At 69.8% G+C, this 22,651-nt stretch carries 22 protein-coding genes and 1 pseudogene; 11 read left to right on the forward strand and 12 right to left on the reverse strand.

The features are described from left to right. Nucleotides 1-694 precede the first annotated feature (694 nt). The 3 genes from AB0I54_RS28650 to AB0I54_RS28660 all read left to right on the forward strand — a co-directional run bounded on the left by AB0I54_RS28650 (nucleotide 695) and on the right by AB0I54_RS28660 (nucleotide 2,560). Complete coding sequence (locus AB0I54_RS28650) at nucleotides 695-1,486, forward strand: alpha/beta hydrolase (protein ID WP_363299041.1); 792 nt, start codon at nucleotides 695-697, stop codon at nucleotides 1,484-1,486. Nucleotides 1,487-1,702: 216 nt separating this feature from the next. Then, nucleotides 1,703-1,882, forward strand: coding sequence for a hypothetical protein (locus AB0I54_RS28655; RefSeq protein WP_363299042.1), 180 nt, complete (start codon nucleotides 1,703-1,705; stop codon nucleotides 1,880-1,882). Nucleotides 1,883-2,086: 204 nt separating this feature from the next. Further along, complete coding sequence (locus AB0I54_RS28660; RefSeq protein WP_363299043.1) at nucleotides 2,087-2,560, forward strand: sigma factor; 474 nt, start codon at nucleotides 2,087-2,089, stop codon at nucleotides 2,558-2,560. A 365-nt stretch (nucleotides 2,561-2,925) separates the two neighbouring features. On the opposite strand, the gene AB0I54_RS28665 is transcribed toward AB0I54_RS28660, so the two are convergent. The 3 genes from AB0I54_RS28665 to AB0I54_RS28675 all read right to left on the reverse strand — a co-directional run bounded on the left by AB0I54_RS28665 (nucleotide 2,926) and on the right by AB0I54_RS28675 (nucleotide 4,887). Beyond that, nucleotides 2,926-3,420, reverse strand: a complete 495-nt coding sequence (locus tag AB0I54_RS28665) for a hypothetical protein (protein ID WP_363299044.1) — start codon at nucleotides 3,418-3,420, stop codon at nucleotides 2,926-2,928. 213 nt (nucleotides 3,421-3,633) lie between these two features. Next, nucleotides 3,634-4,629, reverse strand: a complete 996-nt coding sequence (locus AB0I54_RS28670; protein ID WP_363299045.1) for a hypothetical protein — start codon at nucleotides 4,627-4,629, stop codon at nucleotides 3,634-3,636. 132 nt (nucleotides 4,630-4,761) lie between these two features. Beyond that, nucleotides 4,762-4,887 carry a hypothetical protein gene (locus AB0I54_RS28675; RefSeq protein WP_363299165.1) on the reverse strand — a complete coding sequence of 42 codons (126 nt, stop codon included), beginning with the start codon at nucleotides 4,885-4,887 and terminating at the stop codon, nucleotides 4,762-4,764. A 347-nt stretch (nucleotides 4,888-5,234) separates the two neighbouring features. Between AB0I54_RS28675 and AB0I54_RS28680 the strand changes: the two genes are divergently transcribed. Further along, nucleotides 5,235-6,866 (forward strand): sigma-70 family RNA polymerase sigma factor, encoded by a 1,632-nt coding sequence (locus AB0I54_RS28680; RefSeq protein WP_363299046.1) that lies wholly within the window; start codon nucleotides 5,235-5,237, stop codon nucleotides 6,864-6,866. A gap of 77 nt (nucleotides 6,867-6,943) precedes the next feature. On the opposite strand, the gene AB0I54_RS28685 is transcribed toward AB0I54_RS28680, so the two are convergent. Continuing rightward, nucleotides 6,944-7,627, reverse strand: a complete 684-nt coding sequence (locus AB0I54_RS28685; protein WP_363299048.1) for a helix-turn-helix transcriptional regulator — start codon at nucleotides 7,625-7,627, stop codon at nucleotides 6,944-6,946. A gap of 118 nt (nucleotides 7,628-7,745) precedes the next feature. Between AB0I54_RS28685 and AB0I54_RS28690 the strand changes: the two genes are divergently transcribed. Continuing rightward, entirely contained in the window at nucleotides 7,746-8,720 is a 975-nt protein-coding gene (locus AB0I54_RS28690; protein ID WP_363299049.1) for a threo-3-hydroxy-L-aspartate ammonia-lyase, read from the forward strand. Nucleotides 8,721-8,723: 3 nt separating this feature from the next. Here the strand turns inward: AB0I54_RS28690 and AB0I54_RS28695 are convergent, their stop codons facing one another. Continuing rightward, nucleotides 8,724-9,182, reverse strand: a complete 459-nt coding sequence (locus AB0I54_RS28695; RefSeq protein WP_363299050.1) for a DUF3291 domain-containing protein — start codon at nucleotides 9,180-9,182, stop codon at nucleotides 8,724-8,726. A 121-nt stretch (nucleotides 9,183-9,303) separates the two neighbouring features. Here AB0I54_RS28695 and AB0I54_RS28700 point away from each other — a divergent pair, with 121 nt between their 5' ends. Next, nucleotides 9,304-9,939, forward strand: coding sequence for a MerR family transcriptional regulator (locus tag AB0I54_RS28700; RefSeq protein ID WP_363299051.1), 636 nt, complete (start codon nucleotides 9,304-9,306; stop codon nucleotides 9,937-9,939). Here the strand turns inward: AB0I54_RS28700 and AB0I54_RS28705 are convergent. Next, complete coding sequence (locus AB0I54_RS28705) at nucleotides 9,936-11,363, reverse strand: family 2B encapsulin nanocompartment shell protein (protein ID WP_363299052.1); 1,428 nt, start codon at nucleotides 11,361-11,363, stop codon at nucleotides 9,936-9,938. The two genes, AB0I54_RS28700 and AB0I54_RS28705, sit on opposite strands and share 4 nt — an antisense overlap. A 519-nt stretch (nucleotides 11,364-11,882) precedes the next feature. Between AB0I54_RS28705 and AB0I54_RS28710 the strand changes: the two genes are divergently transcribed. Both AB0I54_RS28710 and pqqB read left to right on the forward strand, forming a co-directional pair. Then, nucleotides 11,883-12,995: a hypothetical protein gene (locus AB0I54_RS28710; RefSeq protein ID WP_363299053.1), complete on the forward strand. Its 1,113-nt coding sequence runs from the start codon at nucleotides 11,883-11,885 to the stop codon at nucleotides 12,993-12,995. A gap of 58 nt (nucleotides 12,996-13,053) precedes the next feature. Continuing rightward, complete coding sequence (gene pqqB, locus AB0I54_RS28715) at nucleotides 13,054-13,950, forward strand: pyrroloquinoline quinone biosynthesis protein PqqB (RefSeq protein ID WP_363299054.1); 897 nt, start codon at nucleotides 13,054-13,056, stop codon at nucleotides 13,948-13,950. On the opposite strand, the gene AB0I54_RS28720 is transcribed toward pqqB, so the two are convergent. Together AB0I54_RS28720 and AB0I54_RS28725 are read right to left on the reverse strand one after the other, a co-directional pair. Then, a complete protein-coding gene (locus tag AB0I54_RS28720) occupies nucleotides 13,947-14,354 on the reverse strand; it encodes a MarR family transcriptional regulator (protein WP_363299055.1) in 408 nt (135 codons plus the stop codon). The genes pqqB and AB0I54_RS28720 overlap by 4 nt on opposite strands. A gap of 87 nt (nucleotides 14,355-14,441) precedes the next feature. Continuing rightward, nucleotides 14,442-14,792, reverse strand: coding sequence for a VOC family protein (locus tag AB0I54_RS28725; protein ID WP_363299056.1), 351 nt, complete (start codon nucleotides 14,790-14,792; stop codon nucleotides 14,442-14,444). A 519-nt stretch (nucleotides 14,793-15,311) separates the two neighbouring features. Between AB0I54_RS28725 and AB0I54_RS28730 the strand changes: the two genes are divergently transcribed. Together AB0I54_RS28730 and AB0I54_RS28735 are read left to right on the forward strand one after the other, a co-directional pair. After that, a complete protein-coding gene (locus AB0I54_RS28730; RefSeq protein WP_363299057.1) occupies nucleotides 15,312-15,542 on the forward strand; it encodes a hypothetical protein in 231 nt (76 codons plus the stop codon). A 65-nt stretch (nucleotides 15,543-15,607) separates the two neighbouring features. After that, nucleotides 15,608-15,784, forward strand: a pseudogene (locus tag AB0I54_RS28735) (response regulator); the annotation flags it as partial. A gap of 327 nt (nucleotides 15,785-16,111) precedes the next feature. Here AB0I54_RS28735 and AB0I54_RS28740 read toward each other — a convergent pair. The 4 genes from AB0I54_RS28740 to AB0I54_RS28755 are packed head-to-tail and all read right to left on the reverse strand — an operon-like array spanning nucleotide 16,112 to nucleotide 20,284. Beyond that, nucleotides 16,112-17,143 carry a LacI family DNA-binding transcriptional regulator gene (locus AB0I54_RS28740; RefSeq protein ID WP_363299058.1) on the reverse strand — a complete coding sequence of 344 codons (1,032 nt, stop codon included), beginning with the start codon at nucleotides 17,141-17,143 and terminating at the stop codon, nucleotides 16,112-16,114. Beyond that, entirely contained in the window at nucleotides 17,140-18,045 is a 906-nt protein-coding gene (locus AB0I54_RS28745) for a carbohydrate ABC transporter permease (protein WP_363299059.1), read from the reverse strand. Before AB0I54_RS28745 ends, AB0I54_RS28740 begins: the two co-directional genes overlap by 4 nt. Then, nucleotides 18,042-18,968, reverse strand: a complete 927-nt coding sequence (locus AB0I54_RS28750; protein WP_363299060.1) for a sugar ABC transporter permease — start codon at nucleotides 18,966-18,968, stop codon at nucleotides 18,042-18,044. The genes AB0I54_RS28745 and AB0I54_RS28750 overlap by 4 nt, the downstream gene beginning before the upstream one ends. Further along, nucleotides 18,965-20,284: an extracellular solute-binding protein gene (locus tag AB0I54_RS28755; RefSeq protein WP_363299061.1), complete on the reverse strand. Its 1,320-nt coding sequence runs from the start codon at nucleotides 20,282-20,284 to the stop codon at nucleotides 18,965-18,967. The genes AB0I54_RS28750 and AB0I54_RS28755 overlap by 4 nt, the downstream gene beginning before the upstream one ends. A gap of 237 nt (nucleotides 20,285-20,521) precedes the next feature. Here AB0I54_RS28755 and AB0I54_RS28760 point away from each other — a divergent pair, with 237 nt between their 5' ends. After that, the gene (locus tag AB0I54_RS28760; protein WP_363299062.1) at nucleotides 20,522-22,543 is read left to right on the forward strand and encodes a beta-galactosidase; all 2,022 of its coding nucleotides are present in this window, start codon (nucleotides 20,522-20,524) and stop codon (nucleotides 22,541-22,543) included. Nucleotides 22,544-22,651: the final 108 nt, after the last annotated feature.

The following is a 22,651-nucleotide window of genomic DNA, read 5'->3' on the forward strand; positions in this document are numbered from 1 at the left end:
CAGCCGGTCGGTCACCTCGACCGCCGGCGCTGCGGGCACTGCCTGCCACGCCGGGCGCACTCGTCGTCGGATACGGATCGCTGTCCGACGCCGCCTGGCCCACGAAGCTCTACACGCTTGTTCGGTTTCTTTTCTGAGCCCGCGCTGATGAGTGGGATGCCGGACCGTGTACCCGAATAGATGTGACAACCGTCACCTCACGCTACTCCGGACTGCGTCGTCAGAAGTGCAAGCGCGTATTTATCGCGTTCTTGTTCGGCGCCCACCGATGGTCGGTCTTATGGCCTGCGGAGCGCACGCCCGACTTCTGCTCCCCCTTGGAGGAAAAATGCCCGGACCGATAGAGCGAGAAGGCGAGTGGGACGGCCTTGGCCCGCTCACGCCGCGGCGAGTCCTCCGATGACGTCCGAGATCCGGGAATCCGCGCCCGAGTCCGCGGCTGCCCGCAGCGTCCGTCTCCTGGGATCCGCCGCCTACGGATTCACGATGGCCAGGGTCAGCGAACTCCAGAACGAGTTCGCCAACTGGCAGCCGCTCTCCTATAAAGCCGCCCATCCAGAAGCCTGTTGGACTCGACGGGCACATCGAGGCACGCTCGACACGGCAGTGATGTGTATCACACCGTTCTGTTCGACCTCAGGCCCTGGGCCACCTCGTGCCGGTGATAGGTAATCCCTCACTTGTTGGAGACCCCATGGGCACCGTCCCGACCGCCTCGCTCTCAGGGCCCCTCGCTCCCGGCGCCCACTCCTTCAACATCGGCGGCATCACCCAGCGCTACCACGTCTTCGGCAGCGGTCCCGTGTGCGTCGTCCACCCGGGCGGCCCCGGGATCGCTTGGGACTACATGCGAGTGCCGGCGCTGGAAGAGCGCCTCACGATGGTCTACGTCGAGCCCATCGGCACCAGCCCGGACAACCGTCTTCCTTCGCACCCGCACGGCTACACCCGCGATCGCTACAGCCGCTTCCTGGAGGTGACGATCAATCGGCTCGGTGCCCCCAGGGTCCACCTCCTGGGTCACTCCCACGGTGCCCTCGTCGCCGCCCACCACGCCCTGCATCGTCCCGAACGGCTGGCCGGAGTTGTGCTGTACGAGGGGGCTCCGGTCCACAGGGCCGGTTTCCACTCGGAGGCGGAACATCTGCTGACGCTGCTAGTCCAGTTCACCGGCCAGTGGAGGAAGGACGACCAGCCCGAGTTCCTCAAGGACGGACTCCACGCGACGTTCATCTCGGGGCTGGACGAGTACCTCGTGCCCGAGATCATGGACGACCGGGCCGAGCTCGCCTCGCTGACCGTGCCGGCCATGGTGATCGTCGGAGGACGCGGAATCGGCGACGGACCCCGACTGGGACACGAACTCAACGAGATCATCCCGGTCTCGCAACTCGTGACGCTGGAGAACAGCGGGCATGTCGGGCACGTCGAGGCCCCTGAGTCGTTCACCGCCGCCGTCCGGGACTTCGTCCTGGGCGGCGCGTAGGGGCGTCGGGCTACTTTGGCTCGAAGGTGCTTTCTGTTGCAGTTGTGACATGCGTTAGTCACGTCCAGGAGGGCTGTCCCGTCATGTCTGTGACGCCCTGCATCACCTCAACGACCGGGACAACCGTCACTCGGTGGCTCGAAAATGTTGCCGGTCTCCTGGGTGGCGGCTTGGAGTGAGGGCCAGGCATGCAATTGGGCCAGGAGAAGGAGCCTCATGGGCAGCCCATCGCCGCTGCGCATCGTGGTCGGAGTCAGCGGATCACTCAACCGCCTCGTCGCGCTGCCACGAGCCGGCGCCGACCGACCAGTCCTCAAAGGCACCGACGACATCCCCATCGACGGGCTCGCCATCACCGGCAACCCCGGCCCGGGCGTTCGTCCGGATCGTTTGTAAGGACACCTACCTCCTCGTCATCGGAGGCCGACATCACACCCGACTCCACCGCTGACGTTCTGTCACCACCCACCACTGTCTCACTCACGTCACCTACACACTCACACACCCCGCCGCAACGCCCTGCGTAGCCGGGCTCTGTTGGAACTCCACCCCGGCGCACACCCCACAACGGGCGAGTACCCAGCCCCTCATGTGCTCCTCATGTGCCGTCAGTCACTCAGGGACGAGATCACGGAAATAACGGGTGCTGCTTCGGAGACATCAAGCCGGAACCACCTGCAAACTCTCATCCTGGAGCACGGCACGGCACTGCTCGCCTACGCCGAGAAACTGCTGAACGACCATCACGCGGTAGAGGACATCGTTCAGGAGACCTTTGTCCGGGCCTGGCACCACGCCGATCGCCTCGTGAGTACCGAGGGATCCGTACGGGGGTGGCTGCTCCCGTGCCCAGGAACCTCGCCATCTACCGATCACGCGGATTATGTGCTGTCCGCCGTCGAGATGACGGCGCTGCTGCATCACCTGTCCAACCAACACAGGCAGGTTCTCCAGCACATCTATCTTTCCGACAAGACCGTGGGAGAGACCGCGCAGATCCTCGGGATACCGGCCGGCACCGTGAAGTTCCGTCAGCATTGCGCCCTCAACAGGCTGCGCGCCAGGATGTGTTGATTCTCCCCGGTCCCACCGGGAGACAGTTGGACGTCGATGCATACGGCCCTGCTCGCTTCCGCGGTGCCCACCCTCTTCGAACCGTCCAAGCGCCTGGGCCCGCAACGAACCGACCTGCGGGGCAGGGAGCGCTGACAGCGGGGTGTGATCGCGTCCTCTACATGCCCGCCCGCGCCAGGCGCCGACCGCGCTGCGACGTGTTCACACGTGCCCTCAGGCGGCCACGACGAACAGACCGCGCGACCGCCACCACCATACGGAGACTTCTGTCGGACATCACGGGTTTCTCCTCCGGTGAGTTCATGACGTGGCTTGTCCGACGTTGTGACATGCGCCTCCCGGCCCGTCCGCGGGTTATTTGCTTCCTACGCGTCGGATCCGATGAGGGTATACGTGACCGACCGCTTCTGCTTGTGCCGCTGGATCCGGCCCTTGGCGACGAGCGACTCCAGAGTGTTCCGCACGACCTGTGGTGACGGCTCTCTGTCCGGATGTTTGTTCAGAAGCTCCTTGCGCAGGTCTTGGGCGAGCTGGGGCTGCTGATGTCCCCCGAGCAGCTCGGTCAGCAGGTCACCGAGCAGCGGCTGACGTGTGCGGCTCTTCACATCGGTCTCGTCGGCACTCCGCCTCTCCCGCGGGGGAGCGCCCTTGGAATCCGCTGGTACCGGGGACGCCGGTGAGTCCGCGACCTGCGGGAAACGTTCCGTGAGAGCCAGGATGTCGATCAGGAGTTCTTCCTCCTGTTTCAGCATCTCGATCTTCTCGGCGAGCTCTCGCTGAAGGCGCCTGTTCTCCTCCAGATCCGACGCGGCCTGTTCGAGGTACCGCGAGCGGAGCGTGGCGGCTGCTTGGCTGGGCACAACCGTTCACTCCCTTGAATCGAATGACATTACGCATAGTACCCATGAGGATGTTGGGCTCGATGCCTGGTGAGACCCGGCAGGCCTCACCAGGACATGCGCCCCGCATGATCGGCCGGTGCCGTGCTCCAGCCCCGCGCACGAGCCAGTGGAGCTGCACTACTGATTCCCAATGAAGCTGTCAACTGGTGTCGGTGACAGCGCGTGAGCATCTCAGCCGAGTGCGGCCGGGGGCGGTGGTGGGGTGGTCGCGAAGGTGCGACCGCCGCGTATGAGGGCCCACAGGACGTTCAGACGGCGTCGCGCGAGCGCGATGATTGCATACGCGAGGTTCCGTTCCCACAGCCCTGCGTCCGCGCTTCCTCGCCCTGTTGCCGGCCTCGCGGGCAGTAGTCCTTCGCCCGGCGCCCGCAGAGCGTTGACGGTGATTCCGTCTAGCGCGAGTAGTTCCGTGGACATCAAGAGGCACGGCGTGGTGTTCCACTCGGCGAGGTGGAAGTGCTCGGCGCGCTCGCTGCCCCTGGCCAGTTGCTTGAATGCCGAGCGGTCGGCCTTCGCGGTGCGCTTGGTGGCCTTCTGATGGTTGCCGGTGACCGTCACCACGAAGACGCGGGATCGCCCGCCCAGGCGCCATGCTTCGATGAAGAAGTCGGGTCGCGGCCGGGCGCCCAGGGACGGTCGAGGGCCGGAGCGTGCAAAGCCGGCCAGGAGTACGGCTTCCGCGTCCAGGGTGGAGATCATGTGGTCCGGGAAGCGGTTCCGCACAGTGCGTTCGGCTACGGCGAGCCCGAAGGCCCGCCCCAGTTCCCGTGCCTGCATGGCCCTGTAGGAGAGTTCCGGGCTCTGGCCGTCGTCGGTGAGGGCCAGGTGGCCGCTGGGGCCGGCGGCCATGGCCTGGCAATACTTCAGTCCTTGCCAGTGTTCGGCCAGCCCTCTACCGCGTCCGTGACGGGCGAGGGTGGTGGCTCGCGCGAAGACGCTCAGCAGGTCCCAGGGGGTGGAGACGAGATCCTGCCGGTCGGCGCCTCGTAACGGTCCGAGTTCGGGCTTACGGGAACTCGGTTCCTTCTCGTCCTGCTTGCGTGCGCGCTGTCGATCGATGGCGGCGGCCGCCTTGTCCATGTCCGTAACCAGAGCGGCGGTCGAATTGATACGGACTGAGATCTTTGTGCTGAGCCGGTCGAGTACCTCTTCCACAGATGCTGACATGGCTCGGCACCGTACGAGCGCAAGCATGGGCGCACGCAAGTACGCATGGGCGCTTGCGTTGCCTCAGTAAGGCGGGCACACGATCACCGGTCCGCCGGGCAGGTCACGAGGTCGAAGGCACCGTCTCGTGAGCTACACCTCGCCTGCTGCAGCGATCCGTGAGTTGTCGTACCGCTCGATGGTGGTGCCGATGAGGCTGGCGGCGACGATGCGCCTCAGGTTGGCGGGTGTCGGGGGAGCGGATGCTGCGGAGGCCATGTGCGCCACTTCCTCGTGTGCGGTGGGGACGGGTAGGTGTCGGCACACCGTAGAAATCCGCGAATCAGGCGCACATATGGCGGGGCAACATAGTTCGGGGCGCGGCTATGCATGCGGCCACCATGCCCGCTCATTGAACCCGCGTCGGCGTCACCCGGTACATGAAGAGGACGGCCCGCGCGGCGTCCTCCCGTGATGTGACGTCCTGCACTCCGTTCTCCTCCCTGTGCCCCCGCGGTGAACCTCTCGTGGAATATGTGTCCGAAGAACTGTTATCCGAGGCTCACCGAACGATCTCCCATGCATCGGACAGCATCGTTCGGCGTCGAGGACAGGGAAGTTTTTTGATGAGCACACAGAACCCGGTGGAGACCGCGGCACTGGTGACCGCTGCCCGAGGGGGCGACCCCGAGGCTCAGGACGCCCTGGTCAGTGCGTACCTCCCGCTGGTCTACAACGTCGTGGGGCGGGCTCTGAACGGCTCGGTCGACGTCGACGACGTGGTGCAGGAGACCATGCTCCGCGCACTCGACGGGCTGGGTGGACTGCGCGACCCCGAGCGCTTCCGCTCCTGGCTCGTGGCGATCGCGATGAATCAGGTCCGGGCCCACTGGCAGGACCGGCAGGTCGCGCCGGGCGCCGTTCAGGACGCCCAGGACTTCGCCGATCCGGGCGCCGACTTCGTCGACCTGACGATGGTGCAGCTGCAGCTGTCCGGCCAGCGTCAGGAGACCGCCCGGGCGTCACGCTGGCTGGAGCCGGACGACCGGGGGCTGCTGTCGTTGTGGTGGCTGGAGTGCGCCGGTGAACTGACCCGGGCCGAGGTCGCCGCGGCCCTGGAGCTGTCGCCGCAGCACACGGCGGTCCGGGTGCAGCGGATGAAGGCGCAACTGGAGGCCGCCCGCGTGGTGGTCCGGGCACTCGACGCGCAGCCGCCGTGCGAGGAACTGCGGGGCATGCTGGGCACTTGGGACGGCCGGCCCTCGGCGCTGTGGCGCAAACGAATAGCCCGGCACGCCCGTGGCTGCGCGCGCTGCTCCGGCCTGTGGAGCGGGTTGATGCCGGCCGAGGGACTGCTGGCCGGTCTGGCGCTGGTCGCCGCGGCGCCCGCGCTGCTGGAGAAGGTGCTCTCCGCCTCCGACTCCATGGCACAGGTCGGGTCGGTCTCCGCGCTCGGTGTCTCCGCACGTCACGCCACGGAGGGCACGGGAGCCGGACACCGCGCCGGGCGCGGCCGTTCGAATTCCCGTGGCGAGGCACGGCGACGCCGGCGCGTCCGGCGCCGGGCCGTCGGCGGTGCCGTGGTGGCGGCCTGTGTGGCGGGCGGCGGCCTGTGGTACTTCGGCACGGACGCCGGGTCCGACGGTTCGACCACCGCGCAGACGGCCGATGCCCCCGTGGTGGACCTCTCGGCACCGAGCGCCGTAGAGACCTCCCCGTCTGCCTCCGCGTCCCCGTCGCCGTCCGCCTCGAAGTCGAAGAAGGCGAGCGCCTCCAAGACCCCGAAGCCCGTCAAGAAGAGCGTGCCGCCGACTCGGCAGTCCGCCCGGCCGACTCCGACTCCGGCCAGCACCCCGCAGACCCAGTCGGCCCCGGCGGGCACCGTTGCGCAGGTGGTCGCGCTGGTGAACAAGGAGCGGGCGAGCGCAGGCTGCGGTCCCCTCACGGAGAACGCGCAACTGGAGAAGGCCGCGCAGGCCCACTCCGACGACATGGCAGCCCGCAACTTCTTCGACCACACCAACCCGGACGGCGTCGACCCCGGGCAGCGCATCACCGCGGCGGGCTACCGCTGGTCCACCTACGGGGAGAACATCGCCCAGGGCCAGCAGACCCCCGAGTCCGTGATGGACTCCTGGATGAACAGCCCCGGCCACCGGGCCAACATCCTCAACTGCTCGTTCAAGGAGATCGGCGTGGGCGTCCACAAGGGTTCGGGCGGCCCGTGGTGGACCCAGGACTTCGGCGCCAAGCTGTGAGGTGTGTGGTACCCGGTACGGCGCGGTACGGCCTCCGGCGAGTTCACACCGACCGACGTGGACCGAGCGCGCTGCCGTCAGCCGGTCGACAGCGGGCGGTCGGCAGTGCCGTCCTCATCGGTGTTCCGGGCCGCGGCGAGGTAGCTGTAGGCGGAGGCGCGGGAGATGCCGAGCCGGGTCGCCACCTGCTGGACCGCGCCCCGTACGGCGAACACACCGCGCCGGTCGAGGTCGCGGAACAGCTCCACGCGTTCCTCGCGGCCGAGTTGCGGCCAGGGCTTGTTCTGGCGCAGCTGGCGGGCGTCGACGATCGCGTCCAGCACCGTGCCGATGTCGTCGCCGAAGGTGGTGGTGGGGAGCGTGGTGGCGGGCGCGGTGACGCCGGCGATCTCGCCGACCAGGGCGTGCACCTGGTTCACGGCGGTCACGTCGAGGTTGATGCACAGCGCGCCGAACACCGCACCGCTCGAATCGCGCAGCACCATGGTGGACGACTTGACCAACTTCCCGTCCTGCGTGCGGGTGATGTAGTTCAGCTCGTCGCGCGCCTCGTCACCGCGGGCCAGGATCTGCATGCCGATCTCGCTCATCGACCCGCCGACGCCCCGTCCGGTGACCGATCCCGCGAGGGCGACGACGGAGTGTTCGGGCCGGCGGAAGTCATGGATCACCACCTCGCAGAAGGATCCGAGGCTCGCGGCGATCCCGTCGATCACCGGAGTCAGCGCGGCGATGATCGCGTCCTGCTCGTCGGCCGGCATGGCACACCCCTCGCGCCGCGTCACGCACCCTGCCCCGGTGGCGGGTCTGGACAATCAGTATAGGTGTTGGACAATAATTCCAGAGCCGATGTTCCGGACCGTCGAAGGGACCACGACCATGCCCGACGCCCAGCCCGTCACCCTGCAGGACGTCCAGGACGCCGCGGCGCAGATCAAGGGAGTGGCCCACCGCACGCCCGTACTGCGCTCCCGCACACTGGACGCGCTGGTCGGAGCCCAGGTCTTCGTCAAGTGCGAGAACTTCCAGCGCGTCGGCGCCTTCAAGTTCCGCGGTGCGTACAACGCCGTGTCCAGGCTGTCCCCGGAGCAACTGGCCAAGGGGGTCGCCGCCTACTCCTCCGGCAACCACGCGCAGGCCGTCGCCCTGGCCGCCCGGGAACTCGGCACCCGCGCCGTCATCGTGATGCCCGAGGACACGCCCAGCTCGAAGCTGGAGGCCACCGCGGGCTACGGGGCGGAGATCGTCACCTACGACCGTTACACCGGCGACCGGGAGGCGATCGGGGAGGCCCTCGCGGCCGAGCGGGGCCTGGCGCTCGTGCCGCCGTACGAGCATCCGCATGTCATCGCGGGGCAGGGCACCGCCGCGCTCGAACTCATCGAGGAAGTAGGGGACTTGGACACCCTGGTCGTGCCGGTCGGGGGCGGCGGTCTGATCGCCGGCAGCGCCACCGCGGCCAAGGGGCTCCTTCCGGACATCCGTGTCATCGGGGTCGAGCCGGAGGCCGGGGACGACACCAAGCGGTCCCTCGAAGCCGGGCGGCGCGTCTCCATTCCCGTGCCGCGCACCATCGCCGACGGTCAGGCCGCCGACATCCCCGGAGAACTCACCTTCTCCATCAACCGGCGTCTGCTGGACGGCATCGCCCTGGTCGACGACGACCGGATCCGGGACGCCATGCGCTTCGCGTTCGAGCGCATGAAGATCGTCGTCGAACCCAGCGGAGCAAGCGCGCTCGGCGCCCTGTTGGCCCACCGCACCGACCTCGGCCCGGCTCCCCGCAGGATCGGGGTCATCCTGTCCGGCGGCAACATCGGCGCCCAGCGCTTCGCGGAACTCCTCGGCGGCTGAGGATCACGAACCGGCCTGTCGCTGCTGTTGTTGTTCCCGCTCCTGCTCCTGCTCCCGCCCCCCTTCCTGTTCCTGTTCCTGTTCCGCCAGTCGGCGGCGGGCCTCCGACCAGTCGATGGGCAGGTCGGACGCCGGTATCTGCCAGAAGGTGAAGACCGACGCCCTCATCGAGGAGCGCAGTCCGGTCATGATCGACCGGTGCGGTTCGGTCTTCGCGTACCGGTACAGCGCGTCCTTGTCCTGCCAGGCCGACAGGGTCCAGAAGGTGCGCTTGAGGGGCTGGGCTATCAGCGAGGCGCCGTACGCACCGGGCGCGCCGGTCACCTGTTTCCATGTGGCGAGCGAGCGCAGGAAGAAGCGAGGTACATCGGAGAGCCTGCGAACCTCCAGACGTGACGCCATGACGAACGCCTCGGCGTCCGGTGCGGGCTTGTCGACGGTGGTCCAACGCAGAGTGGGCATGGCTGCCGCCTTCTCGGGTCAGGGGTCGGAGCACGACGGGAGAGAGGAACCTCTATTGGATACCTCTGCTATCCAGATTAGATAGTAGAGGTATCCAGTTTCCAGAGCGAGGCCGATTTCGATGCGCATGTCCGAGCTGAGCCGCCGCGGCGGCGTCTCCGTCTCGACCGTCAAGTACTACATCCGCGAGGGCCTGCTCCCGCCAGGCCGGACGACCGCAGCGACCCAGGCCGAGTACGACGACCACCATCTGCGCAGACTCCGTCTGATCCGGGCGCTGACCGGGGTGCGCGGGCTGTCCGTGGGCACCACCCGGGAACTGCTGGACGCCCTGTCCCGCAGCGCGGACGACACCCACCTCACGCTCGGCCTCGCCCTGGGCTCGATCGGACCGGCCGGGGAGCCAGGAGAGCAGGCCCCCGCCGCGGCCGAAGTCGATGAGCTGGTCGAGGAGCTGGGCTGGGACGTGCACCGGTCGGCACCCGCCCGTGCCACGCTCGCCGAGACCCTCACCTCACTGCGCTCGCTCGGAGTCCCCCTGGACCGGCGTACGTTGCTGCCGTACGCGCGGCTGGCGGAGCGGACCGCAGTCCTCGACCTCGACCAACTCGACGGAATCGAGGATCCGTTGGAGGCAGCCGAACGCGCCCTGCTGCTGACCGTCCTCCTGGAGCCCGCGCTGATGGCGCTCAGACGCATGGCCCAGGAGAACGAGTCGGCCCACCGCCACGCCGGCCCCGGACCCTCACCCGCCTAGCCTCGGTCGGTGTCGCGGCGGGAGACCTCCACGTTCTCCAGGATGCCGAGCGCGTCCGGTACGAGCACCGCTGCCGCGTAGTACGTGCTCACCAGATAGGAGGTCACCGCCTGCTCGTTGATGCCCATGAAGCGGATGTTCAGGCCCGGTTCGACCTCGTCCGGCAGGCCCGTCTGGTGCAGGCCGATCACGCCCTGGTCGTCCTCGCCGGTGCGCATCGCGATGATCGACGACGTACGGGCCTCGGTGACCGGGATCTTGCCGCACGGCAGCAGGGGAACCCCGCGCCAGGCGGGCAGTCTGTGGCCGTTCACCTCGACACCGCCGAAGTACAGGCCCCGCTTGCTGCACTCGCGGCCGAACGCGGCGATCGCCCGTGGATGCGCGAACAGGAAACTGGTCTCGCGCCGCATGCTCAGCAGTTCGTCCAGATCGTCCGGCGTCGGCGGCCCGGAACGGGTGGAGATCCGCTGGTCGTAGTCGGCGTTGTGCAGCAGCCCGAAGTCCCGGTTGTTGACCAGCTCGCGCTCCTGCCGCTCCCGCAACGCCTCGACGGTCAGCCGGAGTTGCTGCTGGGTCTGGTGCATCGGCTGGTTGTAGAGATCGGCGACACGGGTGTGCACCCGCAGCACCGTCTGCGCGACGCTCAGCCCGTACTCGCGCGGCTCCACCTCGTAGTCCACGAACGTCCCCGGGATGTCCGGCTCGCCCGAGTGCCCCGAACTGAGCGCGATCTCGGCCTCTCCGGAGCCGTTGACCGGCCGGTGACCGTCCCGCCGGGCCAGATCCACGTGCGCCCGCAGATCGCCGTGCCGCTGCGCGACCTCCTGGTACGCCGAGTGCGGCAGCGCCAGCACGGTGGTGGCGGTCGCCGCGCGGGCGGTGAAATCCCAGGCGCCGTCCAGGCCCGCGAGCACCTGGCCGCCGAAGGTGTCCCCGTCGGCGAGCAGGCCGACCACCGTCTCGTCGCCGTAGGGGCCCGCGCCGATCTTCTCCACCTTGCCGTGCGCGACCAGGTAGACATGGTCGGCCGGCCGGCCCGCCGTGGCGATCACCTGGCCGGGCGCGTACTCCCGCTGCTCGAACCGTGCCGCCAGCGCCTGCAGTGCGGCACCGTCCGGGAACCCGCGCAGCAGGGGCAGTTCGCCCAGCTCCGCCGGGACCACCCTGACCTGCGCGCCGGTCTTGACGAACGTCACCCGTCCGTCACCGAGCACATACGCCAGCCGCCGGTTGACGCGATACGTGCCGCCCGGCACGTCCACCCAGGGCAGCATGCGCGTCAGCCACCGTGAGCTGATCCCCTGCATCTGGGGCTCGGACTTGGTCGTCGTCGTGAGATTCCGTGCCGCGGCGGTACCGAGGCTCTGCGGCTCCCGCTCCTCGGCACCCGCTGCAGGGGTCGTACCGGTCTCGACCGACATGGTTCCTTCTCTCCTGTAGCACCGGTGACGGCTCATGTGCCTACCGTCACCCTCCGTGTCTACAGCTACCCGGAACCGGTCACGACGAGTGATGACTTGGGAGGGCGTGCGAGGCATGACCTGCCGTGAACTGCCCCCGCACCACCCCCGGTTCCACCGCGGCCACCCGGTTGGCGGTATCCGCCTCGGCCGCGGGGCGGGGCTCGGGCGTGTGCCGGACCGGGAACGGGACCCACTTGGTGGGCCCGGCCGCCGTGTTCACGGGGGAGTGACCCGGGCCCGAAGGTGCGGGCGACCGTCGCGCACTCCCGCGCCCCCGCTCCACCCGAACGAGGATGAGCGGCGCCGACCCTGCTCATCCCTGCGGCGATCTCCGTTCACCGCGAGCACACCGTAGGCGTCGGGCGTGACCGGGACACTCCGTAATGCGTGGCCGTTGTCCGCACTCCGTACGGCGCCCATGACCCGTCTGCGGTGCTCCCCGCGTCCCCGGAGCCGGGCGCCGTTCAGAATGACCGCATGGCATGGATCTCCGGCGCGGCCGGGGCGCTGGTGCTCGCACTGGTCCTCGGCAGCATCCTGCGCACCCTGGTGGTGCCCCGCGGGCTGTACTCCGGGCTGGTGTTCCGTCTGTGGTGGGTGCTGCGCAGACTGCTGCGGCTGACCCAGCGAGGGGGCGGATACGAGGCCGTCGACCGCGCGCAGACCTGGCTCGCCCCGCTGATGCTGATCGGGATGCTCGCCACCTGGCTCGGCGGGGCCCTGCTCGCGTTCGGGCTCCTGCTGTACGCGCTGTCCCCGCTGTCCTGGGCCGCGGCCTTCCGGGAGGCGGGCAGCAGCCTGTTCACCCTCGGCTTCGCCAGCGGCGCCCGGCTGAAGCTGTCGGCGCTCGACTTCGGCGCCGCGGCCACCGGACCCGTCGTCATCGCCCTGCAGATCGCCTACCTGCCGACGCTCTACAGCGCCTACAACCGGCGCGAACTGGAGGTCACCCTGCTCCAGTCCCGGGCCGGCGAGCCCGCCTGGGGCCCCGAGGTGCTGGCCCGGCAGTGGCTGGTCGACACCGAGGGCGCGCTGCCCGAGCTGTACCGCGCCTGGGAGCGGCTGGCCTCGGACATCGGGGAGAGCCACTCCACGTACCCGATCCTGCTGACCTTCCGCTCCCCGCGCCCGCACCGCAGCGCGCTGGTCGGGCTCGTCGCCGTCATGGACGCGGCGGCCATGCAGCTCTCCCTGGCCCCGCGCGTCGCGCCGCCGGAGGCGCGGCTCGTGCTGCGTGCCGGGTTCACGGCCCTGCGCGACATCGCCCGCTCGCTGCGCATCCCGTTCGACGCCGACCCGGCACCGGACGCCTCGATCCGGCTCACGTTCGGGGAGTTCGAGGAGGCGGTGGCGAGAGTGGAGACGGCCGGTTTCCTGGCTGAGCGGTCGGCCAGGGACGCCTGGCCGCACTTCCGGGGCTGGCGCGTCAACTACGAGGCGATCGTCTACGAGCTGTGCCGCCGCTGCGACGCGGTCCCGGCCCTGTGGACCGGCCCGCGCGACTTCTCGGCCGGTCCGATCCCGCCCCGGCGCCCGGTGGACCGGCGTCCCGGCGAAGGTCGGCCGGAACTGCCCCCTGCCGAGGGGTAGTCCACCGGCCTCCGGAGGGAAGATCCCAGCGGAGGGACCGGGAGAGCGAGAGGAGCGGATGGTCGTGAGGGTCGTCCTGCTGGGCACGGCCGCGGGCGGTGGCTTCCCGCAGTGGAACTGCGCCTGTGCGCTGTGCACGGCCGCCCGGGACGGCAAACTGCCTCCCCGCACCCAGGAATGCCTGGCCCTCACGGGCAACGGGCGCGACTGGTGGCTGCTCAACGCCTCGCCCGACATCGGCACCCAGCTCACCGCCACCCCGGCGCTGTGGCCGGGCCTCGGCCCCCGCGACACACCGTTGCGGGGTGTGCTGCTGACCGATGCCGAGGCCGACCATGTCACCGGTCTGACGGTGCTGCGCGGCGCCGTGGACCTGAAGGTGTACGCGGCCCCGCCGGTGCGTGCCGTGCTTGCTCCGGCCCGTGCGGCACTGGACCGCTATGCCCCCTGGGAATGGGCCGACAGCCTGGCCGACGGCGGATTCGTGCTGGCCGGCGGCCTGGTCGTCACGGCACACCCGGTGGGGGACAAGATCCCGAAGTATGTACCGGCCCCCGTGCGGGAGCCGGACGACCGCTGGGTGACGGCGTACCGCGTGGAGGACCTGGCCACCGGGGGAGTCCTGGTCTACGCGCCCTGCGTGGCCGCCTGGTCGCCCGCCCTGGACGAGTTGTGCGCGGCGGCGGACTGTGTGCTGTTCGACGGCACGTTCTTCGCCGCCGACGAGATGGGCGCGGCGGTGCGGTCGGGTGCCGGGCAGGGGGCCATGGGGCATCTTTCCGTCACGGGTCCGCACGGCAGCCTCGCCGCGCTGGCCCGCCATCCTCGCCCGCGCCGGATCTACACCCACCTCAACAACACGAACCCGCTGCTCGACCCGGCCTCACGGGCTCGGTCGAGGGTGGCCGAGAAGGGCGTCGAAGTGCTGCCGGACGGGGCCGAGTTCGTGGTCTAGCCGGTGCTCTCCTCGGCGCCCTCCAGGGTGCGGGCCAGCGCGGCGCGTTGCAGCGGCAGCACTTCGGTGTGCAGGTCACGGCCCTTGCGGGTGAGCGTGACCCAGACCCCGCGCCGGTCCTCGGCGCAGACGGAGCGCTCCACCAGGCCGTCCTTCTCCAGGCGGGCTATCAGCCGGGACAGCGCGCTCTGGCTGAGATGGACCCGTCCGACGAGGTTCTGCACCCGGCACTGGTCGCCCTCGCGGGGCGCCTCGGAGGCCAGGATGTCGAGCACCTCGAAGTCGCTCGCGCCCAGGCCGTGCGGGTGCAGGGCCCGGTCGATCTCGCACATCGTGCGCGCGTGCACGGACAGGATGTCCCGCCAGCGCTCTTCGAGCCGGGACTCGGCCGTTGTGACTGCCATACCCGCACGGTAACACCGATTCGGCCAATCGTTGAGTGTGCAACTAGTGCGGGTGCAAGCAGACGTCCGACGCCCGGGCGGGGGGACTCAGGCGGCCGCGTCCTGGAGGAGCCCCACGAGGTTGCCGTCGGCGTCCTTCACCGAGGCGATCAGCCGGCCGCCACCGACGTCCTGCACGTCCTGCAGCAGCTCGGCGCCCGCCTCCAGCAGGCTCGCGAGCCGCGCCCGGATGTCGGAGACGTGCCAGTACGGCACGGGCCCGGTCATGCCCTTGGCGTGCCCGTTCGGGTCGAGGCCGACGTCCTGCCCGGCGTCCTTGAAGCCGACGTAGTACGGCTCGTCCGCATAGGGCTCGACTTCGAGCAGCGCCCTGAACAGGGCCTTGGCCCGCGCGATGTCCTTGACGGGGTAGATGATCGTCTGGAGGCCGGCGGTCATGGTGAACTCACTCCTTCGTGGTGCGGGACCGACGTGATCCGTCGGTGGTCCCACGCTAGAGCCGGGGAGTGCGGGGCCGCTTCTCCGATCCTGACCGGTTCCCGCCTTCGCCCCAGACAGGCTGGGGCCGCTGGTGGACCGGATCTCGTGCGCCGGACTGTCCGGCGAGGTGCGGATCTCCTGCGACCTGCGCCCCTTCCCGCGGGGTGGCGACGACGGCAGGGTGGAGGTGAGCGTGCGCGACGACGGCCACGCCCTGCGCGTGGAGGTCCTCAGCACCGGCACCAGCGTGCGCCGGACTGTCCGGCGAGGTGCGGATCGCCGTCGACCCGCGCCCCTTCCCGCGGGGCGGCGACGGCGGCAGGGCGGAGGTGAGCTTGCGCGACGACGGCCACGCCCTGCGCGTGGAGGTCCTCAGCACCGGCCCCAGCGTGCGCGGGACTGTCTGTCGAGGTACGGATCGCCGTCGACCTGCGCCCTTTCCCGCGGGGCGGCGACGGCGGCAGGGCGGAGGTGAGCTTGCGCGACGACGGCCACGCCCTGCGCGTGGAGGTCCTCAGCACCGGCACCAGCGTGCTGACCGGCTCCGCCACCGTGCGGCCGCCCGTGCCCGGGCGCCACGACGGCGCGGGGCTCGGCCTGTTGGGCCCGTGGGAGCGGGTCGCGGTGTACGGCGGTGACCTGGACGCCCGCCGACGCCTCGGCGGCGGCTGCCCTGTCCGGGTACGCATGCCTGTGGGTCGCCCGTGACAGCCGCCGCGCATGCGGAAGGCCCGCCCAGGCGGCCCAAGGCCGGGCCCGAGCGGGTGCCGCGTGTGCTGATCGTCGACGACCGGACGCTGACCAGGACCGGTTTCCGGCTGATTCCGACGGCCCGGTGCCTCGACGTGGTGGCCGAGGCAGTCGACGGCGCGGAGGCGGTGGCCGCGGCGCCTGAGCTGCGGCCGGACGTCGTCCCGATGGACATCCGCATGCCGACCATGGACGGCCTGGAGGCGACCCGGCGCATCCTCGAACAGGACCCGGACGGCCGCGTGCTGATGCTGGCGACCTCTGACCTGGGCCGCTCCACTCTCGCTCGGGGCGAGCGGCTGCCTGCCGAAGGACGTCACCCCGGAACCTCTGGCGGCGGCCGTACGGCTCGTCGCCATCGGCGGGGCCTGACAGCGGCCGTCGATCACCCCGCGGCTCGTCGAGCGCTGTGCCGCGAAGGGCGAGCGTGGGCCCACCGTACCCACCGGCCTCGCCGCGCTCAGCCCGAGGGAACTGGAGGTGCCGACCCTGATGGACCGCGGTCTGTCCAACACGGAACCCGCCCGTCAGGTCGACTCGCGGCGCACCAGTTCCGTCGGCAGGATCACCGCCGCCGGGTCCTCGCCCCCGATCTGAGCGAGCAGTACACGGACCATCTCGTTGCTGATCCGGTCCCACGGCTGGCGGATCGTGGTGAGGGCCGGGCTGACCGCGGTGGCCGCCGGGGAGTCGTCGAAACCGCCGACGGCGATGTCGTCCGGCACCCGTCTGCCCGCCCGCTGCAGCACGGTGAGCACGCCCTGTGCCATCAGGTCGGACGCGACGAACACGGCGTCCATGTCCGGCGCCCGGTCGAGCAGCAGCTCCGCGCCCGCCTCACCGCTGGCCCGGCTGTAGTCCCCGGAGACGATGAGCCGCTCGTCGATCTCGACGCCCGCCTCGGCGAGCACCTCCTTGTACCCGGCCAGGCGCTCGACACCACCCGGGGTGTCCAGCGGGCCGGTGACCACGCCGATCCTGCGCCGGCCCAGCGACAGCAGATGGCGCACCATGTCACGGGCGCCGTCCCGGTCGTCGGCGGCCACATAACTCACCTTGGAGCCCAGCCCGATCGGCTTGCCGCAGGCGACCAGCGGCACCCCCGCCTCGCGCAGCTCCTCCGCGACCGGGTCGCCGGAGTGGCTGGAGACCAGCAGCACACCGTCGACATGCCCGGCCGTGATGTACCGGGTGATGCGCCGCCGTTCGTCCTTCGTGCCCGCCAGCATCAGCAGCAGCGGGATGTCGTGCGCGGCCAGCGCCTGGGTGCAGCCGCTCAGCAGCACATTGAAGTTGGGGTCCTCGAAGAACCGCTCCTGCGGCTCGGTCAGCAGGAAGCCGACCGAGTCCGAGCGTCCGGTGATCAGGGAGCGGGCGTGCCGGTTCACGACGTACCCCGTCCTGCGGATGGCGGCGTTCACCGCCTCCTGCGCGGCGGGGCTGACGTAGTGCCCACCGTTGAGCACACGCGAGACGGTGCCCCGCGAGACGCCCGCCTCGCGCGCCACGTCGTGGATCGTCGGCGGTTTCCGCCGTCCCCCCGGATTGCCCATGGTCATGACTTTACGGCTCCGGACAGCAGATCCAGACTCCAGAACCGCTGAATGACCAGGAAGAGGGCGATCAGCGGGAGGACCGCCAGGAACGCGCCGGTGATCACCAGCGTGTACAGGGCCGGGGTGTTGGAGCCCTGCTCCAGGAGCGTGTACAGACCGAGCGTGAGCGGGAACCGCTCGTCGTCGCTGAGCATGATGTACGGCAGCAGGAAGTTGTTCCACACGGCCACGAACTGGAACAGGAACACCGTGACCATGCCGGGGATCATCATCGGCAGCGCGACCCGGGTGAAGATGCGCCACTCGCTCGCCCCGTCCATCCGTCCCGCCTCGACCACATCGGCGGGCACCGCGGCGGCCGTGTAGATCCGCGCGAGGTAGACGCCGTACGGCGAGAGGACCTGCGGCAGCAGCACGGACACGTAGGAGTCCGTGAGGCCGGCCTTGGCCAGCAGCAGGTACTGCGGAACGGCGAGGATCACCGGCGGCATCAGCACGCCCGCGAGCAGCACGTTGAACATCGTCTCGCGGCCCCGGAAGCGGTAGGTCGCGAGCGCGTAGCCGCTGAACGCCGACACGGCGGTGGACAGCAGGGCGCCGAGCCCGGCGTACAGGGCGGAGTTGCCCATCCACTGCCAGTAGATGCCGTCGCGGTAGGCGTCGAGGTCCTTGATGTTGTCGGTGAAACCGGTGCCGGGCAGGAAGGTGAAGGTGGAGAACAGCTCGCGCCCGGACTTGGTGGCCGCGATCACCACCCAGGCGACCGGCAGCAGCGTGTAGACGGCGCCGATCAGCAGGGTGACGGTCGGCACCAGCGCGATCCGGCGGCGCAGCGGTGGGCCCTGTGCGGTGCCGGGGGTGGTGCCGGCGGCCGGGGCCGCCTTGCGGACGGCAAGAGAGCTCATCGCGCTGCCTCCTGCTTGTTGCGACGGTTCGCGGCCCGCAGGAACCCGAAGGACAGCACCAGCGTGGCCAGCGCGATCAGGGTCGCCTCGGCGGCGGCGGAGTAGATGTCGCCGCGGTGGAAGGCGTCCTGGTACACCTTCATCAGCGGACTCCAGCTCGTGTTGATGGAGTTGGTGAGCGGCTTGAGGGTGGTCGGCTCGTTGAACACCTGGAGCGTCGCGATGATCGAGAAGAAGAAGGTCAGCACCAGCGAGGGCGCCACCATCGGGATCTTGATCTTCAGCGCGATCTGCAGCGGGGTGGCGCCGTCCAGCTTCGCCGCCTCGTACACCTCGGCCGGGATGGCCTGCAGCGAGGTGTAGATGACGATCATGTTGAAGCCGGTGCCGCCCCAGACCGCGATGTTCGACAGGGCGAGATAGAGCGGACCGCCGTCGAGCAGGCCGGGCTGCGGCAGGCCGAGCTTGTCGAGCACGTAGTAGAAGGGGCTGACGTCCGGCAGGTACAGGAAGCCCCACATCAGCGCGGCCACCACGCCGGGGATGGCGTACGGCAGGAAGATCGCGAGCCGGGTGAACGGGGCGAGCCGCACCTTGTCGGAGTCCAGCATCAGCGCGAACAGCAGCGCGAGGCCGAGCATCACCGGGACGACGATGCAGCCGTAGCCGAGCACGCGCAGCGCGCCGTGCAGCAGTTCGCTGTCGTGGAACGCCCCGGTGTAGTTCTCGAAGCCGGCCCAGACCTCGCTGCGGGCGTGCGCCCCGAGGCCGAGGCCGGAGACGTGTACCTTGCGGAAGCTGAGCCAGACCGCGTACCCGATGGGCAGCGCGAAGAACAGCGCGAAGAGGATCGTCGCGGGGAGGAGGAAGGCATACGGGGCCCCCTTGACCCCGTATGCCTTCCGGCTTGCGGCGCGTGTCACTGAGAGACCCCGAAGCCCTGCTTCTTCATGTCGGCGACCGTGGCATCCTGCATCTTGTCCAGGGCGGCCACGAAGTCCGACTTGTCCTTGGCGGCGACGCCGAACGCGTCGTTGAAGGTCGCGTAGGCGACGTTCACGTTCGGGCCCCATGCGGACGGCGCGGTGGTCTTCGCGATGTCGGCCGCCTTGGCGTAGAAGTCCGCCTGGTTGGAGAAGTACTCCGGCGGGGCGACGAACGCACCGCTGAGCTGGGCGGAGGTGGAGGCCGGGTAGATGCCGCCCTCCTTGGCCAGGGCGTTGAGTGCCTCGCCGTCCGTGTTCAGCCACGCGGCGAACTTGGCGGCGGCGGCCCGGTGCGTGGAGTCGGTGGTCACGGCGGTGGAGGAGCCGCCCCAGCTGCCCGTGACGTTCTCGGTTCCGGACCACTGGGGGAGCGGGGCCATGGCCCACTTGCCCTTGGTGTCGGGCGCGGCCGTGGTGAGCGTGCCCGGTGCCCACACGGCGCTGACCCAGGCGATCTCCTTGCCCGTGTTGAGCGCCTTGTTCCAGGCCGGCTGGTACATCGGCTGGTTGTCGATGACACCGTCCTTGACCAGCCCGCCCCAGAACTTGGCGACCTTCTGGGTGGCCGCGTCGTTGATGGCGACCTTCCACTTGTCGCCGGAGGTGGTCCACCACTTGGCGCCGGCCTGCTGGGCGAGCCCCGCGAAGAGGCCGGAGTCGTTGGCGGAGAAGGTGGTCAGGGACTTGTCCGGGGCCTTCTTCTTCAGCGTGCGGGCGGTCTCGGCGAACTGCTCCCAGGTGGTGGGGACGTTGAGGCCGTACTTCTTGAACAGGTCCTGGCGGTAGTAGAACATCATCGGGCCGATGTCCTGCGGCACCGCGTAGACGGCGTCCGTGCCCAGCGTGGTCTGCTGCCAGACGCCGTCGGCGAACTTGTTCTTCGCGTCGCCGACGTCCTTGGAGATGTCCGCCAGCGCGTCATTGCTCACCAGGGTCGGCAGCGCCTGGTACTCGGCCTGCACCAGGTCGGGCGCCTTCTTCGCCTTGTGCGCGGTGAGGATCTTGGTGACCAGCGAGTCGCCGGAGGCCTGCTTCTTCACCGTGACCGTGATCCGGTCCTTCTTCCCCGGCCCCGCGTTCCACAGGTCCACGACCTTGTCCATGCCGGGCGTCCAGGTCCAGTACGTCAGCGAGACCGGACCGGACTCGGTCTTGCTGTCGCTGTCGGACGAGCCGCAGGCGGCGAGGGCGGAGGCGCCGAGCGAGACGGCGACGGCGGTTGTCACGAGGCGACGGCGCTTCGTGTGCGGCATGGATCTCTCCCCTGACCTGGGTCCCCGCCCGCTGCGGAGACCTGCCATGCAGATGTGAGCGTTCACATAAGACGGGTCCTCGACTGCCGCGAGTCCCTGTCCTGCTTCTGTGAGCGTTCACAGTAGAGAAACATCCCAGACACTTGTCAATGGTTGTTGCTGTGCGGTTATGTTGGGCTCGCGCCGCCAATGATGTGTGTGCACGTTCCCAAATGATCGATTAAACGGGAGAGATCCATGCCGGAGACCACCCCCAGGGGCCTCACCAGGCTCGCCTTCGGTGGGGACTACAACCCCGAGCAGTGGCCGGAGAGCGTCTGGCAGGAGGACGTCCGGCTGATGCGGGAGGCCGGCGTCACGATGGTCAGCGTCGGGATCTTCTCCTGGGCGCTGCTGGAGCCCTCACCCGGCGCGTACGACTTCGGCTGGCTGGACCGGATCCTCGGCCTGCTGCACGAGAACGGCATCCGCGTCGACCTCGGCACACCCACAGTGGTGCCCCCGGCGTGGTTCTACCGGGCCCACCCCGAGGCACTGCCGGTGACCGCCGAGGGCGTGCGCTACGAGTTCGGCTCCCGCGGCGCCATCTGCCACAGCAACGCCGACTACCGCGCGGCCGCCGCGAGCATCACCACGAAGCTCGCCGAGCGCTACGGTGACCACCCCGCGCTCGCGCTGTGGCACGTGCACAACGAGTACGGCGTCCCCGTCTCGGCCTGCTACTGCGACCCCTGCGCCGCCCACTTCCGCCGCTGGCTGGCGGACACCTACGGGAGCGTCGAAGGCGTCAACGAGGCCTGGGGCACCGCCTTCTGGGGACAGCACTACACGGACCTGGAGCAGATCAACCCGCCGCGCGCGACCCCGACCGTCGGCAACCCCGCCCAGGCGCTCGACTACCGGCGGTTCGCCGACGCCACCGTCCGCGAGAACTTCCGCACGGAGCGGGACATCCTGCACCGCCTCTCGCCGGGCATCCCGGTCACCACCAACTTCATGACCGCGCTCAGCCAGTGCGACTCCATGGACTACTGGGCCTGGGGCCGTGAGGTCGACCTCGTCACCAACGACCACTACCTGATCACCGACGGCCGTCGCACCCACGTCAACCTGGCGATGGCCGCAGACCTCACCCGCTCCGTCGCCGGCGGCGCCCCCTGGCTGCTGCTCGAACACTCCACCTCGGGTGTCAACTGGCAGCCCCGCAACCCCGCCAAGGCCCCCGGCCAGATGGCCCGCAACTCCCTCGGCCATGTGGCGCGAGGCTCCGACGGCGCCATGTTCTTCCAGTGGCGTCAGTCGCGGCGCGGCGCCGAGAAGTTCCACTCCGCGATGCTGCCGCACGGCGGCACCCAGACACGGGTGTGGCGCGAAGTGGTCGAACTCGGCGCCGCTGTGGACTCATTGGCGCCGGTCCGCGGCACCCGTACGCGGGCCGATGCCGCCGTCCTGTGGGACTGGCAGTCCTGGTGGGCGCAGAACCTCCAGTGGCGCCCCAGCGAGGACCACGACCCGCGCGAGCGCGCCGACGCCTTCTACGAGGCCCTCTACGACCGCCACCTCACGGTCGACTTCGCCCACCCGGAAGCCGACTTGTCGGCCTATCCCCTTGTCGTCGTTCCCGCGCTGTACCTGATGACGGAGGCGGCCGGGAACAACCTCAGGGAGTACGTCGAGAACGGCGGCACGCTCGTCGTCTCCTACTTCTCCGGCATCGTCGACGAGCACGACGCCGTCCACCGGGGCGCCTACCCGGGTGCGCTGCGCGAGGTCCTGGGCCTGACCGTGGAGGAGTTCTCGCCGCTGCTCCAGGACGAGCGGGTGCGGGTCACCGGACGCGACAGCTCCGAGCTCACGGGGGACGTGTGGACGGAGTTCGTGGTGCCGCGCGGCGCCGAGACGGTGTGGACGTACGCCGACGGGCTCGCGGCCGGTCACCCGGCCGTCACCCGGCACCGGCTCGGCGAGGGCACCGCCTGGTACGTGTCGACCCGCCTCGACGCGCACGGCCTGGACGCCCTGATCGGCTGGGCTGCCGAGGACGCGCGCATCGCCCCCTGCGCCGATCTGCCGCGCGACGTCGAGGTGGTGCGCCGCAGCGGCGAGTCCGGCAGCTTCCTGTTCGCGATCAACCACACCGCCACCGACGCCAAGGTGCCGCTGGACGCGCACGGCACCGAACTGCTGACGGGCGAACGCGCCGCGGGCCGCCTCGCCGTTCCCGCGGGGGCCGTGCGGGTCGTACGCCTCGACGGCTGAGCCGGCTTCCCTCCGCCCGCGCGAGCCGGTCGAGCCGCGGGCGGAGGGGCTTGTCCTCCGGCCCCCATCGGAGCACACCCCCACCCCAGTTACGTCGAAGGGACGACG

The sequence above is a fragment of the Streptomyces sp. NPDC050625 genome (assembly GCF_040654755.1).
Classification (GTDB): Bacteria; Actinomycetota; Actinomycetes; order Streptomycetales; family Streptomycetaceae; genus Streptomyces.